Annotated in this window: 14 protein-coding genes; all 14 read right to left on the bottom strand. The window is 63.3% G+C overall.

The genetic code is table 11. The features are described 5' to 3' along the window. Positions 1–130: 130 nt before the first annotated feature. The 14 genes from urtA to AC3WL8_RS13550 all read right to left on the bottom strand — a co-directional run bounded on the left by urtA (position 131) and on the right by AC3WL8_RS13550 (position 14,407). Entirely contained in the window at positions 131–1,387 is a 1,257-nt protein-coding gene (urtA, locus tag AC3WL8_RS13615) for an urea ABC transporter substrate-binding protein (RefSeq protein ID WP_013956036.1), read from the bottom strand. A gap of 353 nt (positions 1,388–1,740) precedes the next feature. Further along, positions 1,741–2,109, bottom strand: coding sequence for a cytochrome o ubiquinol oxidase subunit IV (cyoD, locus tag AC3WL8_RS13610; protein ID WP_013956035.1), 369 nt, complete (start codon positions 2,107–2,109; stop codon positions 1,741–1,743). Further along, on the bottom strand, positions 2,109–2,753 hold the full coding sequence (gene cyoC / locus AC3WL8_RS13605; RefSeq protein ID WP_013956034.1) for a cytochrome o ubiquinol oxidase subunit III: 645 nt from the start codon (positions 2,751–2,753) through the stop codon (positions 2,109–2,111). The genes cyoD and cyoC overlap by 1 nt, the downstream gene beginning before the upstream one ends. A 5-nt stretch (positions 2,754–2,758) precedes the next feature. Beyond that, entirely contained in the window at positions 2,759–4,732 is a 1,974-nt protein-coding gene (gene cyoB, locus AC3WL8_RS13600; RefSeq protein WP_013956033.1) for a cytochrome o ubiquinol oxidase subunit I, read from the bottom strand. A gap of 8 nt (positions 4,733–4,740) precedes the next feature. Continuing rightward, positions 4,741–5,709 (bottom strand): ubiquinol oxidase subunit II, encoded by a 969-nt coding sequence (cyoA, locus tag AC3WL8_RS13595; RefSeq protein ID WP_013956032.1) that lies wholly within the window; start codon positions 5,707–5,709, stop codon positions 4,741–4,743. Between the two features lie 615 nt (positions 5,710–6,324). Further along, on the bottom strand, positions 6,325–6,801 hold the full coding sequence (locus AC3WL8_RS13590) for a MaoC family dehydratase (RefSeq protein ID WP_013956031.1): 477 nt from the start codon (positions 6,799–6,801) through the stop codon (positions 6,325–6,327). Between the two features lie 34 nt (positions 6,802–6,835). Then, positions 6,836–7,279 (bottom strand): MaoC family dehydratase, encoded by a 444-nt coding sequence (locus AC3WL8_RS13585; protein ID WP_013956030.1) that lies wholly within the window; start codon positions 7,277–7,279, stop codon positions 6,836–6,838. A 162-nt stretch (positions 7,280–7,441) separates the two neighbouring features. Beyond that, positions 7,442–8,560, bottom strand: a complete 1,119-nt coding sequence (locus tag AC3WL8_RS13580) for an acyl-CoA dehydrogenase family protein (protein ID WP_013956029.1) — start codon at positions 8,558–8,560, stop codon at positions 7,442–7,444. A gap of 13 nt (positions 8,561–8,573) precedes the next feature. After that, the gene (locus tag AC3WL8_RS13575; protein WP_013956028.1) at positions 8,574–9,776 is read right to left on the bottom strand and encodes an acyl-CoA dehydrogenase family protein; all 1,203 of its coding nucleotides are present in this window, start codon (positions 9,774–9,776) and stop codon (positions 8,574–8,576) included. 93 nt (positions 9,777–9,869) lie between these two features. After that, complete coding sequence (locus AC3WL8_RS13570) at positions 9,870–10,316, bottom strand: DUF1178 family protein (protein WP_013956027.1); 447 nt, start codon at positions 10,314–10,316, stop codon at positions 9,870–9,872. 128 nt (positions 10,317–10,444) lie between these two features. Then, on the bottom strand, positions 10,445–11,080 hold the full coding sequence (locus AC3WL8_RS13565) for an NUDIX domain-containing protein (RefSeq protein WP_153955098.1): 636 nt from the start codon (positions 11,078–11,080) through the stop codon (positions 10,445–10,447). A gap of 44 nt (positions 11,081–11,124) precedes the next feature. After that, a complete protein-coding gene (locus tag AC3WL8_RS13560; RefSeq protein WP_013956025.1) occupies positions 11,125–11,433 on the bottom strand; it encodes a DUF2818 family protein in 309 nt (102 codons plus the stop codon). Between the two features lie 13 nt (positions 11,434–11,446). After that, complete coding sequence (gene nuoN, locus AC3WL8_RS13555; RefSeq protein ID WP_013956024.1) at positions 11,447–12,922, bottom strand: NADH-quinone oxidoreductase subunit NuoN; 1,476 nt, start codon at positions 12,920–12,922, stop codon at positions 11,447–11,449. An 18-nt stretch (positions 12,923–12,940) separates the two neighbouring features. After that, positions 12,941–14,407, bottom strand: coding sequence for an NADH-quinone oxidoreductase subunit M (locus AC3WL8_RS13550; protein ID WP_013956023.1), 1,467 nt, complete (start codon positions 14,405–14,407; stop codon positions 12,941–12,943). Positions 14,408–14,418 lie beyond the last annotated feature (11 nt).

Below are 14,418 nucleotides of genomic sequence, written 5' to 3'. Positions count from 1 at the left end.
GCATAGTGGCTGGCGCAGTGGCGGCGCTTCAGCGCCTTGTTGTTCTGGGTGTGCGAAAGGGGGCGATGCGCTCCCCTCCCCCGCCTTGCGGGAGAAGGAAGCCATCGTCAGGGGCCGGACTGGCGTCCGCTTACATCACCTTGTCCGGCTTGCCTTCATTACCCGCGATGAACGGGCTCCACGGCTGCGCACGCACCGCCTTCGGCGTCTTCCACACCACCGAGAACTGGCCATCACCCTTCACTTCGCCGATCATCACCGGCTTGTACAGGTGGTGGTTCTCGCCCATGGTCAGGGTGAAGCCGTCCGGTGCCTTGAAGGTCTGGCCGTACATGGCGGCGCGCACCTTGTCGGTGTCGGTGGTGCCGGCCTTCTTCACGGCCTGCGCCCACATGTGAATGCCGACGTAGGTGGCTTCCATCGGATCGTTGGTCACGCGTTTGTCGCCGCCGGGCAGATTGTTGGCCTTGACCCATGCCGCCCACTGCTTGCGGAAGGCATCGTTCTCGGGGTTCTTGACCGACATGAAGTAGTTCCATGCGGCCAGGTGGCCCACCAGCGGCTTGGTATCGATGCCGCGCAGTTCCTCTTCACCCACCGAGAACGCCACCACCGGCACGTCCTTGGCCTTCAGCCCGGCGTTGCCCAGCTCCTTGTAGAACGGCACGTTGGAGTCGCCGTTGATAGTGGAGATCACCGCGGTCTTGCCGCCCTGCGAGAACTTCTTGATATTGGCGACGATGGTCTGGTAGTCGCTGTGGCCGAACGGGGTGTAGACCTCTTCGATGTCCTTGTCGGCCACGCCCTTGCTCTTCAGGAAGGCGCGCAGGATCTTGTTGGTGGTGCGCGGGTAGACGTAGTCCGTGCCCAGCAGGTAGAAGCGCTTGGCGCCGCCGCCTTCCTTACTCATCAGGTATTCCACCGCCGGGATCGCCTGCTGGTTGGGCGCTGCACCGGTGTAGAAGACGTTCTTCGACATCTCTTCGCCTTCATACTGCACCGGGTAGAACAGCAGCGAGTTCAGTTCCTCATAGACCGGGAGCACCGACTTGCGCGACACCGAGGTCCAGCAGCCGAAGGTCACTGCGACCTTGTCCTTGGTGATCAGCTGGCGCGCCTTTTCCGCGAACAGCGGCCAGTTCGAGGCCGGGTCCACCACCACCGGCTCCAGCTTGCGTCCCAGCACGCCGCCGCTCTTGTTGATCTCATCAATGGTCATCAGGGCCACGTCCTTCAGCGACGTCTCCGAAATGGCCATGGTGCCGGACAGCGAATGCAGGATGCCGACCTTGATCGGCTCCTTGGACTGCGCCAGCGCCAGCGGGCTGGTACCGATCATCGCCGCGGCGGCTATCGCCGACAGCTTCAGCATGTCACGTCGTTGCATTTTGCAGCTCCCGTTTATGGTGTTGGTCAGGGACTACGCTCCCCGGGTGATGCTTCTGCAACTAGCGTGCCATGGAGGCAAACGGCCTGATACCCACTGCGCCGGCGGCAGACGGCCTGCTGGCGCGGCGCGCAGGCGCTACCGCTGCCGGCGATCGCGTATCCGCACCAGGGCAGTGCGGGCGGCGCGCGCACCACTCCCGTGCATCGGTGCAATTCCGTGCGGGCGGCATGCGAAAGGCGCCAGGCGCTGCGCGCCCCGCACCAGGGCCGGGCACCATGCCCCAAGGCTGGCATGGGCAAAAAAAAGGGCCCCTTCCGGGGCCCCGCTTTCGATGCCAGGACGCTGGGTCCTTACATCACCATCATGTTGGCGTTCAGGTTGTGCATGATCCACAGCGAACCCGCCACCACGATCACCAGGATCAGCGCGGTGAACAGCAGCGCGATCACGTTGCTGCGCTGCTCAGACGACGTGTCCAGGTGCAGGAAGTACTTCAGGTGGACCAGCATCTGGACCACGGCCATGCCGAGGATGATCCAGAGGATGGTGCCCTTGTCCATGCTGCCGTCCATCACAAGCTTGAACGGGATCACGGTCAGGATCACGGCCAGGATGAAGCCGATCGCGTACGACTTGAAGCTGGCGTGGGTGTCGTGGCCCGCGTGCGAATCGTGCGAGTCGTGGGCGCCGTGCGCCGCCGGTGCGTTGTGTTGTGCCATCACAGATGTCCCATCAGGTAGACCACGGTAAACACGCCGATCCAGACCACGTCCAGGAAGTGCCAGAACAGCGACAGGCAGGTCAGGCGCTTGGTCAGGGTCGGGGTGATGCCCTTCTTCGACAGTTGCCACATCAGCACGATCATCCACAGCATGCCGCTGGCAACGTGCAGGCCGTGGGTGCCGACCAGGGTGAAGAATGACGACAGGAACGCGCTGCGGCCCGGGCCGGCACCTTCGGCGATCAGGTGATGGAACTCGTTGATTTCCATCGCCATGAAGGCCAGGCCCAGCAGGAACGTGACGCCGAGCCACACCTGCACGCGGCTCAGGCTGCGGTTCTGCAGCGAGATCATCGCCATGCCGTACGTGATCGAGGAGAACAGCAGGATGAAGGTCTCCACCAGCACGTAGTTGAGCTCGAACAGCTCCTTCGCCGACGGGCCGCCTGCCAGCTCGCCGCGCAGCACGGCGAAAGCCGCGAACAGTCCGGCGAAGATGATGCAGTCGCTCATCAGGTAGATCCAGAAGCCATACACCGTATTGGCACTGGTATCGTGGTGCGCATGGTCATGGCCGTGCGCGTCGGCGTGAGCCGAGGCGCCTGCCTGCGCGGGGATGCGGTCTAGGACTTGAGTCGACATGGTTCTCAGGCTTGCGAAGCAATGCGCTGCAGTTGGCGCGTTTCGATCTGCTCGACCTCGGTGGCCGGCACGTAGTAGTCGATGTGGTCGTCGTTGCTGCGGTGGATGAACGCCCAGATCATGCCCACCAGGCCAACCGCGGCCATCCACCAGATATGCCAGGTCAGGGCAAAGCCGAACACCAGGCTGAAGGCGCCGATGATGAAGCCCGCGCCCGTGTTCTTGGGCATGTGGATCTTCTCGTAGCCTTCGGTCGGCAGGGTCTCGCCGCGGGCCTTCATGTCGGCGAACGCGTCCAGGTCACGCACCACAGGGGTGTGCGCGAAGTTGTAGAACGGCGGCGGCGACGAGGTGGCCCACTCCAGGGTGCGGCCGCCCCACGGGTCGCCGGTCACGTCGGCCAGCTTCTTGCGGTCGCGGATCGACACCACGATCTGCAGCACCTGGAAGAAGATGCCCAGCGCCACGAACACCACGCCGACCACGGCCAGGTACAGCCACGGCGTCCAGGCCGGGTTGTCGGTGTGGTTCAGGCGGCGGGTCATGCCCATCAGGCCCAGCACGTACAGCGGCATGAAGGCGAAGTAGAAGCCCACCAGCCAGCACCAGAAGGCGTACTTGCCCAGGCGCTCGTTCAGCTTGAAGCCGAACGCCTTCGGCCACCAGTAGGTGATGCCGGCCAGGTAGCCGAACAGCACGCCGCCGATGATCACGTTGTGGAAGTGAGCGATCAGGAACAGGCTGTTGTGCAGCACGAAGTCAGCAGCCGGCACGGCCATCAGCACGCCGGTCATGCCGCCGATCACGAAGGTGATCATGAAGCCCAGCGTCCACAGCACCGGCGTGGTCATCTGGACCCGGCCGCGGTACATGGTGAACAGCCAGTTGAAGATCTTCACCCCGGTCGGGATGGAGATGATCATGGTGGTGATGCCGAAGAACGCGTTGACGTTGGCGCCCGAACCCATCGTGAAGAAGTGGTGCAGCCACACGATGAACGACAGCACCATGATGGCGGCGGTCGCGTACACCATGCCCTTGTAGCCGAACAGCTTCTTGCCCGAGAACGTGGCGATCACTTCAGAGAAGATGCCGAACGCCGGCAGGATCAGGATGTACACCTCGGGGTGGCCCCAGATCCAGATCAGGTTCACGTACATCATGGCATTGCCGCCACCATCGTTCGTGAAGAAGTGCATGCCGAGGTAGCGGTCCAGGCCCAGCAGCGCCAGGGTCACGGTCAGCACCGGGAAGGCGGCCACGATCAGCACGTTGGTGCACAGCGCGGTCCAGGTGAACACCGGCATGCGCATCAGGGTCATGCCCGGGGCGCGCATGCGCAGGATCGTCACCAGGAAGTTCACGCCGGTCAGCAGCGTGCCCAGGCCTGAGATCTGCAAGCTCCACAGGTAGTAGTCCACGCCCACGCCCGGGCTGAAGTCCAGGCCCGACAGCGGCGGGTAGGCCAGCCAGCCGGTCTTGGCGAATTCACCGACGCCCAGCGAGATATTGACCAGCATGGCGCCCGCGACGAACAGCCAGAACGAGAGCGTGTTCAGGAACGGGAAGGCCACGTCGCGCGCGCCGATCTGCAGCGGCACGACCAGGTTCATCAGGCCGGTCATGAGCGGCATGGCCACGAAGAAGATCATGATTACGCCGTGGGCGGTGAAGATCTGGTCGTAGTGCTCAGGCGGCAGCACGCCGGTCGCGCCATTGGTGGCGAGCGCCAGCTGGGCGCGCATCATGATCGCGTCGGAAAAGCCGCGCAGCAGCATGATCAGGGCGACCAGGCAGTACATCACGCCGATCTTCTTGTGGTCGACCGAGGTGAACCACTCGTTCCAGAGGTAGCCCCACTTCTTGAAATAGGTGATCGCGCCTAGCAGCGCGGCCCCGCCCACGGCGACGCCGGCCAGAACGACCATGATGATCGGCTCATGAAACGGAATCGCCGACAAACTCAACTTGCCAAACATCATTGCTCCTAGGATTGCGCGCCCAGCGCCAGCTTGGCCGGCGTGGTCATCGACAGCTGCTCTTCACCGAGGGTGTTGCGCGACGTGCAGATCGGGCCGCCCTTGAACCCGTCGGCGGCGACAGCCGTGCCGCTGTGGTCCATGTACTTGTGCAGGATGTTGCGGAAGAGCTGGTCTTCCACCTTGCCGTAGTACGTGACCGGCTCCTTCTCGCTGGGTTGTGCCAGCGTCTTGTAGCCTTCAACGCCCAGTTCGGTGGACGAGGCGCGAACCTTGGCGACCCACTGGTCGAACTCGTAGTTCGACATGGCCATCGCCTTGAACTTCATGCCCGAAAAACCACCGCCGCTGTAGTTGGCGGACACGCCGTCGTAAGAACCGGCTTCGTTGGCGATCAGGTGGAGCTTGGTCTCCATCCCTGCCATGGCGTACACCTGGCTGCCCAGTTGCGGGATGAAGAACGAATTCATGATCGAATCCGAGGTGATCTTGAAGTTCACCGGGGTGTCGACCGGGAAGGCGATCTGGTTGACCGTGGCGATCTTCAGTTCCGGATAGATGAACAGCCACTTCCAGTTCAGCGCCACCACCTCGACGGTGACCGGCTTCTTGCTGGATTCAAGCGGCTTGTACGGGTCCAGATCGTGCGAGGACTTCCAGGTGATGATGCCCAGCGCAATGATGATCAGGCAGGGGATCAGCCATACCACCACTTCGATCGCGGTGGAGTGCGACCAGTCCGGCTCATAGCGCGCCGAGGTATTGGACGCGCGGTACTTCCAGGCGAACACCAGCGTGAGCACGATCACCGGCAGCACCACCAGCAGCATGAGCCACGTAGCGATCAGGATGATGTTCTTGATGTCGACGCCGACCTGCCCTTTCGGGTCGAGCAGCGTCATGTTGCAGCCGGCGAGCAGGAGCAGGCCAAGGCAAGGCAGGAACCGCGTCCAACGCGGCAGTATGGGTTTCTTCATGTCACGACTGGTTTGGTTACACCGCGCTTCGGGCAAAAGCGCGGCTAAACCGCCTGATGCTCGCGCAAGAGGCGTGGGGCTGAGGGAAAACCGGAAGGACGTGTCCTTAGCTGGCGTTGCGGTCGGGCGGCGGATCGATCGCCGAGGGACCATGCGGCCTTGCAACGCCATGAACACGGAAGGACAACTGACTGCGTGCGCTGCAGGCCCTGTAGGACCTTGCCGGCGCTGCGGCACCTGGCCGAAACCGCGAACGGTCCCGGCTCAGTACAGCGGCCGGGTAGCGTTGGAATACGAAGTTTTTGCACTTCCCGACGGACTTGCCTTCATGGCAAGCGCGGTTTTCGGCCGGGGAGCGCAACACGTAAAACATCGTGGGCGCGACTGTACCGCAACGCAACATTAGGGGTAAACCCAACGGCACAAAACACAGTGTCCGTTTTATCGGACAATCGACCTCGAGAATGGCTTTCCGTGCATTGACCGGCGTCAAGCGCACAAATTCGGCTTTGAATATGCAGAAAGCCGCGCATGCGCGGCTTTTCGGGGTGCGACAACACTATGTGGCATATTGTCGCACTGCGTCAGAACCCTTGGCGCGGATCAAGCCGCAGTTCATCCATATCGGCGCGAAATCGACTCCGCCACGCACACCGGACGGTCGCTGCCCTCGCGCTCGATCGTCACTTCCCAGGTGGACTGAGCGCCCACCAGTTCAGGAGACTTCGGCAGCGGATCGAGCCGATCGACCTTGAGCAGCTTGATTCGTGCCCGCAGTTTGCTGCCTACCGGCACAGGCGCCGTGAAGCGCACGCGGTTCAGGCCGTAGTTGACGCCGATCTTCGATGGCATGTGCAGCGCGTTGTGCATGAACTTGGGCAGCAGCGACAGCGTCAGGAAGCCGTGGGCGATCGGGCCGCCATAGGGCGACTCCTTCTTTGCGCGCTCCACGTCGATGTGGATCCACTGGTGGTCGCCGGTGGCATCGGCAAACTGGTTGACCTGCTGCTGGGTCACCTCGATCCAGTCGCTGACCGCGACTTCCTGGCCCTGCAGGCCTTCCAGTTCTTCAAGCGATGCGATGGTGCGCATGTCGGTTGTCTCCTCGATGGTGGGTTGAGTGTTCTCAGGCGGGCCGGCGGCCGTACATGCCCATGCCCTTGACGGTGCAGACCAGTTCACCGCGCTGGTTGGTGGCTTCCCACTGGGTGTGGACCACGCCGCGGTCCGGCTTGGACTGCGACGGCCGGGTATCGAGCACATTCAGCACGACGCTGAGCGTGTCGCCGGCATAGACGGGCTTGAGCCAGCGAATCTCATCCACACCAGGCGAGCCCATGCTGGCTGACTTGCCGGTGCTGCTCAGCACCAGCAGCCGCATCATGATCGAGCACGTCATCCAGCCGCTCGATATCACACCGCCATAGATGCTCCTGGCAGCGGCCTCCTTGTCGATATGGAACGGCTGCGGATCGTACTGGCGCGCAAAAGCCAGGATCTCTTCCTCGGTGACGAGGTACGAACCCAGTTCGCGGCGGCTGCCGACTTCAAAGTCCTCGAAATACAGCATCGGTTGTCTCTCTGTAGTGATTGGCGCCAGGGCACTTTGTCCAGGCAATGATCGCATGGCCGCCGGGGGCTGGCGTCCGTATTTGCCGAACCCGCCCCTAACGGTCTCCAAAGAAAAAAACCGCGCCTGGACTACAGCGCGGTTTTGACTGGACGGGCAGGATCAGGCAGCTTCCTGGAACCCGGGCTGGGCAGCAAACCTGCCCAGGTGGTGATCCACGTCACCGAAGGTCGTGTTGATCAGCGTCAGCCGCTTGAACATGTGCGCGGCCGGCAGTTCGTTGGTCACGCCCATGCCGCCGTGGATCTGCACCGCCTCCTGGCCGACCGTGCGCGCTGCCTGCCCCACGCGCGCCTTGGCGGCGGAGACATAGCGGCGCCGCTCTTCCGGCGTTACTTCTTCGAAGCGGGCAGCGGCCAGCAGCGTTATCGAACGCGACTGCTCGGCGTGGATGAACATCTCGACCATGCGGTGCTGCAGCGCCTGGAAGCGCGCGATCGGCTGGCCGAACTGCTGGCGCGTCTTGGCATATTCCAAAGTGGCGGCATTGAGCGTATCCATCACGCCCACGGCCTCGGCGCACAGCAGCACGGCGGCGTAGTCGGCCACTTGCTCGATCACCGGGAAGGCCTTGCCGGCTTCGCCCAGCAGTTGCGCGGGGGCATCCTGGAAGGTGATGTCGGCCGCGCGCAGGTTGTCGATGGTGCGGTAGTCCTTGATGCTGACGCCGGCGCCCTTCGCATCCACCAGGAACAGCGAGATGCCATCCCGGTCGGCTTCGGCACCGCTGCTGCGGGCCGACACGATCAGCTTGTCGGCCTGGCCGCCATGCACCACCACGACCTTGCGGCCGCTGAGCTTGCCGTCGCGGGCGGTGACGCGCACGTTGTTCAGCTCGTAGCGCGCCTGCGGCTCGTTGAAGGCCACGGCCAGCTTCAGTTCGCCGCCGGCGACCTGCTCCAGCAGTGCATCCTGGCCACCGGCCAGGCCCAGGGCGTAGGCGCCGACCACCGTGGCCAGGTACGGCTCCACGATCAGGCCGCGGCCCAGTTCCTGCTGCACCACCATCATGTCCAGGGCCTTGCCCGCGAAACCGCCCTGCGCTTCCGGCACCGGCAGCGCGGTCAGGCCGAGCTCGACCAGCGAGCCCCAGGCGGCGCCGCCGTAGCCGGCGGCGCTTTCGTAGTTCTTCTTGCGGGACTCGAAGCCGTAGTCCTTGTCGATGAAACGGCGGACGGCGTCGGCCAGCTGCTTCTGTTCGTCGCTGAGATTGAAGTTCATGTTGCGTGTCTCCTCACAGCCCCAGAATCATCTGGCTGATGATGTTCTTCTGAATTTCGTTGGACCCGCCATAGATGGAGGTCTTGCGATAGTTGAAGTAGTACGCGGCCAGCGGCGCGGCGTCGTCGTAGCCGGTCACGGCGTGCTCGGTCTCGCACTCCAGGTAGGCGGTGTCGAACGGCTGGGCGTACGGGCCGACGGCCTCGACCATCAGCTCGGTCAGCAACTGCTGGATCTCGGTGCCCTTGATCTTGAGCATCGAGGCCTCGGGGCCGGGGCCCTTGCCTGCCGCTTCGCTCGAGACCACGCGCAGCACGGTGATTTCCAGCGCCATCAGTTCGATTTCCAGCGCGGCCACCTTGGCGCCGAACACCGGGTCTTCCAGCAGCGGCTTGCCGTTCTTCTGCTGCTGGCGCGCCACGCGCTTGAGGAAGCCCAGCTCGCGCTTGGAGTTGCCCACGCGGGCAATGCCGGTGCGCTCATGGCCCAGCAGGTACTTGGCGTAGGTCCAGCCGCGGTTCTCGTCGCCGACGCGGTTCTCGACCGGCACCTTGACGTTGTCGAAGAAGACTTCGTTCACCTCATGCTCTTCGTCGAGCATGATGATCGGGCGCACGGTGATGCCCGGGGTCTTCATGTCGATCAGCAGGAACGAGATGCCCTCTTGCTTCTTGGCTTCGGGATCGGTGCGCACCAGGCAGAAGATCATGTCGGCGTGCTGGCCGAGCGTGGTCCAAGTCTTCTGGCCGTTAACGATGTAGTGCTTGCCGTCCGAAGTCAGCTCGGCGCGGGTCTTCAGCGAGGCCAGGTCCGAACCCGAGCCCGGCTCCGAATAGCCCTGGCACCACCAGTCGGTGCAGTCCAGGATGCGTGGCAGGTAATACGACTTTTGCGCCTCGCTGCCGTACTTCATGATTACCGGCGCGACCATCGCCACGCCGAACGGCAGCACGCCGGGCGCGCCGACGCGGGCATTCTCTTCATCCCAGATATGGCGCTGGGTGGCGTTCCAGCCGGTGCCGCCATACTGGACGGGCCAGTGCGGTGCCGACCAGCCCTTGCCGGCCAGGGTCTTGTGCCAGCGCACCAGGTCGTCGCGGTTCGGACGCCGGTGGTTGAGAATCTTGCTGCGGATGTCCGCCGGCAAGTTGGCTTCGAGCCAGCTACGCACTTCCTCGCGGAAGGCGTTGTCGGACGCCGAGTAGTTGAGATCCATGCCCGTCTCCAGTGGTGCCGGCTTGGCGTGGGGCCGCCGGCGGTTGTTCTGCCTGCACGTCAAGCGCCGACAGCAACGGGCACAAGACGCAATTCAGTGAGCCGTCTGCTTCAGCGCATCCGGCACCACGAGCGGGAAAGTCTCGATGCCCTCTTCGGCCAGCGCCTGCACCTCCTCCGCCGAGGCCGAACCGCGAATGCCGCGTTCCGGCGCCTCGTCATAGTGCATGCGCCTTGCCTCTTCGGCAAAGCGCTCGCCAACGTCCTCGGTCTGTGCCAGCACCTGCTTCACTGCCTTCATATAGAGCGCTTGCAGTGTCGCCGGTGCGGCAGCCGGCTGCGCCGGCCTGGCGCCGCCTTCGCGTGCGGTCGCGCCCGACAGGTTCAGGCGCGGCGCGCTGGGCAGCCGCGTCACGGCGTGGTCGCCACAGACCGGGCATTGGACGAGGTCACGCGAGATTTGCGACTGCGCATCTTCCTCCGAGGCAAACCAGCCCTCGAAACCATGGTCATGCGCGCAGCGCAGGTCGAGCACCTTCATGATCTTTCCAGCCCGTCAAAAGCTATATTATCCGCGAATCGAAATTTTGTGAACGGTCGTGCTAAATTTTTTAGAACGACCGTTCGTGAACAACCGCATGGCGCAGAATCCACGCGGCTCACTACTCACTATACGGCGTAATGCGGCAGCGGCTGTTCGCCCGGTTGCCAGGCACCCGAGATCACTTTTTCCAGCCAGAACGCGCCAATGATGGTTTTTACGTCGGTGATGCGGCCGCTGCGGACCCAGTCGATCACCTGCCCCACCGGTGTGATGAAGGTTTCCAGGAACTCGCCGTCGTCGAGCTGCGCCTCGCCGTGCGTCAGGTCGCGCGCCAGGAAGACGTCGATGAACTCGGTGGAATAAGAGATAACCGGGTGGATGCGCGTCAGGTAATCCCAGCGCGCCGCGCTGTAGCCCGTCTCCTCCAGCAGCTCGCGTTCGCCGCAGCGCTGCGCGCCCTCTTCCGGATCGAGTTTGCCGGCAGGGAATTCCAGCATCACTTCGCCGATCGGATAGCGGAACTGGCGCTCCATCAGCACGGTGCCGTCATTGAACAGCGGGATCATCATCACCGCGCCCGGATGGACTACGTACTCGCGCCCGGTCTGCTTGCCGTCCGGCAGCCTGACGATGTCTTGCTTGAGGGTAAGGAACTTGCCGCGATGGACCGTGGCCGAGGCGACGCACACTTCCTTCAGTGCGTCGTCGTTCCCGGTAGGTTCATCGGTAGACGAGGTGCCGCGTTGGATCTTGTCGGTCATGGACGCTCCGGATCAGGCAGGGCCCGGCGCCGACAAGACCGGCTTCAGGCCGTGCGGTGTTTGACGAGGTATTGCCAGGTGAAGCCCGGGAAGGCAAACACCAGCATCATGCAGGCGGTGATGGCGTAGAACTGCCAGCCCTGCGGGAAGGCATTGCCAAGGCTGGCCTCCACAGCAAAGCCGGCGGCGCCGGCCACCGCGAACCAGACGATCAGTTCCAGCAGGCGCAGCCACAGCGGCTTGCGCGCCTGCCGCAGGGGGATCAGCGCGAACAGGCGCTGGTTCACAAACGGCAGGTTCGCACTGATCAGTGCCAGCAGGATGACAAACCAGCCGCTTGCGGATGCGCTCATGGGGTGTGGCGGATCAGGAACCCAGCGTCGAGCGGATGGCCTGGTAGCACAGGTTCATCAGCGCGGCCGGGAAAATGCCCAGCAGGATGACCGCGGCACCATTCACACTCAGCATCGAGCGCAGGCCAAAGGTCGCTTCCAGCTGCTCTTCGCCCACCGGTGCATCGAAGTACATCAGCTTGACGATGCGCAGGTAGTAGAACGCGCCGATCAGCGAGAACATCACGGCCACCACGGCCAGCCAGGTCATGCCTGACTTGACCACCGCATCCAGCACCGCCAGCTTGGCATAGAAGCCCACGGTCGGCGGGATGCCGGCCAGCGAGAACATCATCACCAGCATCAGGAAGGCAAACCACGGGTTGCGGCGCGACATGCCCTTCAGGTCTTCCAGGGTCTCGGCCTCGAAGCCCTTGCTGGTGCGCAGCAGGATGATGCCGAAGGTGCCCAGCGTGGTCAGCAGGTAGGTCACCGAGTAGAACATCGCCGAGCTGTACGCATCGGCGGCGCCGTCAGCCTTGTTGGCCACCACGCCCGACAGCAGGCCCAGCAGCACGAAGCCCATGTGCGAGATGGTCGAGTACGCCAGCATCCGCTTCAGGTTGCTCTGCACGATGGCGGTCAGGTTGCCGATGGCCAGCGAGATGATCGACAGCACCACCAGCATCATTTGCCAGTCGCTCGCCAGCGGGAGCAGGCCTTCCACCAGCACGCGGATGAACAGCGCGAAAGCAGCAACCTTGGGGCCGCCGGCGATCAGCAGCGTCACCGCGGTCGGCGAACCCTGGTAGATGTCCGGGATCCACATGTGGAACGGCGCAGCACCCAGCTTGAACGACAGGCCGGCAACGATAAAGACCACGCCAAAGGCCAGCATGGTGGTGTTGACGCGGCCCGACTCGACCACGCGGAACACCTCGCCCAGGTTCAGCGAACCGGTGGCGCCATACATCATCGAGATGCCGTACAGCAGGAAGCCCGAAGCCAGCGCGCCCAGCACGAAGTACTTCATCGCCGATTCCGAGGTCACGCGCGATTCGCGGCGCAGTGCCACCAGTGCGTACGACGACAGCGACAGCAGTTCCAGGCCCAGGTACAGGGTCAGGAAGTTGTTGCCGGTGATCATCACGATCTGGCCGCCCAGCGTGAACAGGGCCAGCATGTAGAACTCGCCGGCGAACATGTCGCGCTCAGCCAGGTAGCGGCGCGTGTACACCAGCGTGACGAACAGGCCCGCCGCGCAGAACGCCGATAGCACGTTGGCCATCGGGTCGATCACGACCAGGTTGGCGAACGCGTAGTGCGTCTCGCCGGCGGCGGCGTTCAGGCCAAACCACACCGTCAGCACCAGAGTGGTCAGCAGCGACAGCGGATAGGCAACGCTTTGCTTGCCCTTGCCGCGCGCAAGGTCGACCCAGTTGATCGCAGCGATGGCGATCGCCAGGAAAATGATCGGCGCCACAGGGCCGAGTGTCGAGGACGGTTGCATGTTGATTTCTCTCCCCGATTACAGCTTGGACTGTGCCGCGTGGGACAGCAGGTTCACCACGGACGCGTGCATCACGTCGGTAAAGGGCTTCGGGTGCAGGCCCATGTACAGCGTCATGATGGCCAGAAGGCCGAGCATGACGAACTCACGCTTGTTCAGGTCGGCCAGCTCGCGCACGTGCTGGTGGACGACGTCGCCGAAGATCACGCGCTTGACCATCCACAGCGAGTAGGCGGCGCCGAAGATCAGGGCGGTGGCAGCCAGCAGGCCGATCCAGAAGTCGAACTTGACCGCGCCCAGGATCACCATGAATTCGCCGACGAAGCCCGAGGTGGCCGGCAGGCCGCAGTTGGCCATGGCGAAGAACACTGCCAGCGCGGCGAACTTGGGCATGGTGTTGACCACGCCGCCGTAGTCGGCGATCTGGCGCGAGTGAACGCGGTCGTACAGCACGCCGATGCAAAGGAACATCGCGCCGGAGATAAAGCCGTGCGAGATCATCTGCACGATGCCGCCCTCCACGCCGATGTCGCTGAAGATGAAGAAGCCCAGCGTGACGAAGCCCATGTGGGCGATCGACGAGTACGCCACCAGCTTCTTCATGTCGGCCTGCACCAGGGCGACCAGGCCGATGTAGATCACCGCGATCAGCGAGATGGTGATGATGAACGGGGCCAGGTAGTGGCTGGCGTCAGGCGCGATCGGCAGCGAGAACCGCAGGAAACCGTAGGCGCCCAGCTTCAGCATGATGGCGGCCAGCACCACCGAACCGCCAGTCGGCGCTTCCACGTGGGCGTCGGGTAGCCAGGTGTGCACCGGCCACATCGGCACCTTGACGGCGAAGGCGACGAAGAAGGCAATGAACAGTGCGATCTGCTCGTTCATCGACAGCTTGGCCTGGTGCCATTGCAGGATGTCGAAGGTGCCGGTCTTGTTGTACAGGTACAGCAGTGCGATCAGCGTCAGCAGCGAGCCAGCCAGCGTGTACAGGAAGAACTTGAACGCGGCATAGACACGGTTCGGGCCGCCCCAGACGCCGATGATGATGTACATCGGGATCAGCGTGGCCTCGAAGAACACGTAGAACAGCATGCCGTCCAGCGTGCAGAACACGCCGACCATCAGGCCCGACAGGATCAGGAACGAGGCCATGTATTCCGCCACACGCTCGGTGATCACTTCCCAGGCCGAGATCACCACGATCACCGTGATGAAGGCGGTCAGCACCACGAACCACATCGAGATGCCGTCAACCCCAAGCAGGTAGTTGATATTGAAGCGCTCGATCCAGTTCGCCTTCTCGACGAACTGCATGGCCGCGGTGGTGCGGTCGAAGCGGAAGACCAGCGGCAGCGTGACGACGAAGCTCGCGATCGAGCCGAACAGCGACATCCACCGCACGAAGCCCGGACTCCGGTCCGAGCCGAAGGCGAGGATCAGCAGGCCGAAAAAGATAGGCAGCCAGATTGAGAAAGACAGAACCATTTCTATGTATT

This window comes from Cupriavidus sp. FW305-F7, assembly GCF_058782875.1.
The sequence above is the reverse complement of the archived record's forward strand: the minus strand, read 5'-3'. Positions and strand labels throughout refer to the sequence as shown.

What these genes read in the sequence shown, in the direction of transcription:
- urtA (WP_013956036.1), bottom strand. Translation starts at nt 1,387, where the DNA reads ATGCAACGACGTGACATGCTGAAGCTGTCGGCGATAGCCGCCGCGGCG.
- cyoD (WP_013956035.1), bottom strand. Translation starts at nt 2,109, where the DNA reads ATGGCACAACACAACGCACCGGCGGCGCACGGCGCCCACGACTCGCAC.
- cyoC (WP_013956034.1), bottom strand. Translation starts at nt 2,753, where the DNA reads ATGTCGACTCAAGTCCTAGACCGCATCCCCGCGCAGGCAGGCGCCTCG.
- cyoB (WP_013956033.1), bottom strand. Translation starts at nt 4,732, where the DNA reads ATGTTTGGCAAGTTGAGTTTGTCGGCGATTCCGTTTCATGAGCCGATC.
- cyoA (WP_013956032.1), bottom strand. Translation starts at nt 5,709, where the DNA reads ATGAAGAAACCCATACTGCCGCGTTGGACGCGGTTCCTGCCTTGCCTT.
- AC3WL8_RS13590 (WP_013956031.1), bottom strand. Translation starts at nt 6,801, where the DNA reads ATGCGCACCATCGCATCGCTTGAAGAACTGGAAGGCCTGCAGGGCCAG.
- AC3WL8_RS13585 (WP_013956030.1), bottom strand. Translation starts at nt 7,279, where the DNA reads ATGCTGTATTTCGAGGACTTTGAAGTCGGCAGCCGCCGCGAACTGGGT.
- AC3WL8_RS13580 (WP_013956029.1), bottom strand. Translation starts at nt 8,560, where the DNA reads ATGAACTTCAATCTCAGCGACGAACAGAAGCAGCTGGCCGACGCCGTC.
- AC3WL8_RS13575 (WP_013956028.1), bottom strand. Translation starts at nt 9,776, where the DNA reads ATGGATCTCAACTACTCGGCGTCCGACAACGCCTTCCGCGAGGAAGTG.
- AC3WL8_RS13570 (WP_013956027.1), bottom strand. Translation starts at nt 10,316, where the DNA reads ATGAAGGTGCTCGACCTGCGCTGCGCGCATGACCATGGTTTCGAGGGC.
- AC3WL8_RS13565 (WP_153955098.1), bottom strand. Translation starts at nt 11,080, where the DNA reads ATGACCGACAAGATCCAACGCGGCACCTCGTCTACCGATGAACCTACC.
- AC3WL8_RS13560 (WP_013956025.1), bottom strand. Translation starts at nt 11,433, where the DNA reads ATGAGCGCATCCGCAAGCGGCTGGTTTGTCATCCTGCTGGCACTGATC.
- nuoN (WP_013956024.1), bottom strand. Translation starts at nt 12,922, where the DNA reads ATGCAACCGTCCTCGACACTCGGCCCTGTGGCGCCGATCATTTTCCTG.
- AC3WL8_RS13550 (WP_013956023.1), bottom strand. Translation starts at nt 14,407, where the DNA reads ATGGTTCTGTCTTTCTCAATCTGGCTGCCTATCTTTTTCGGCCTGCTG.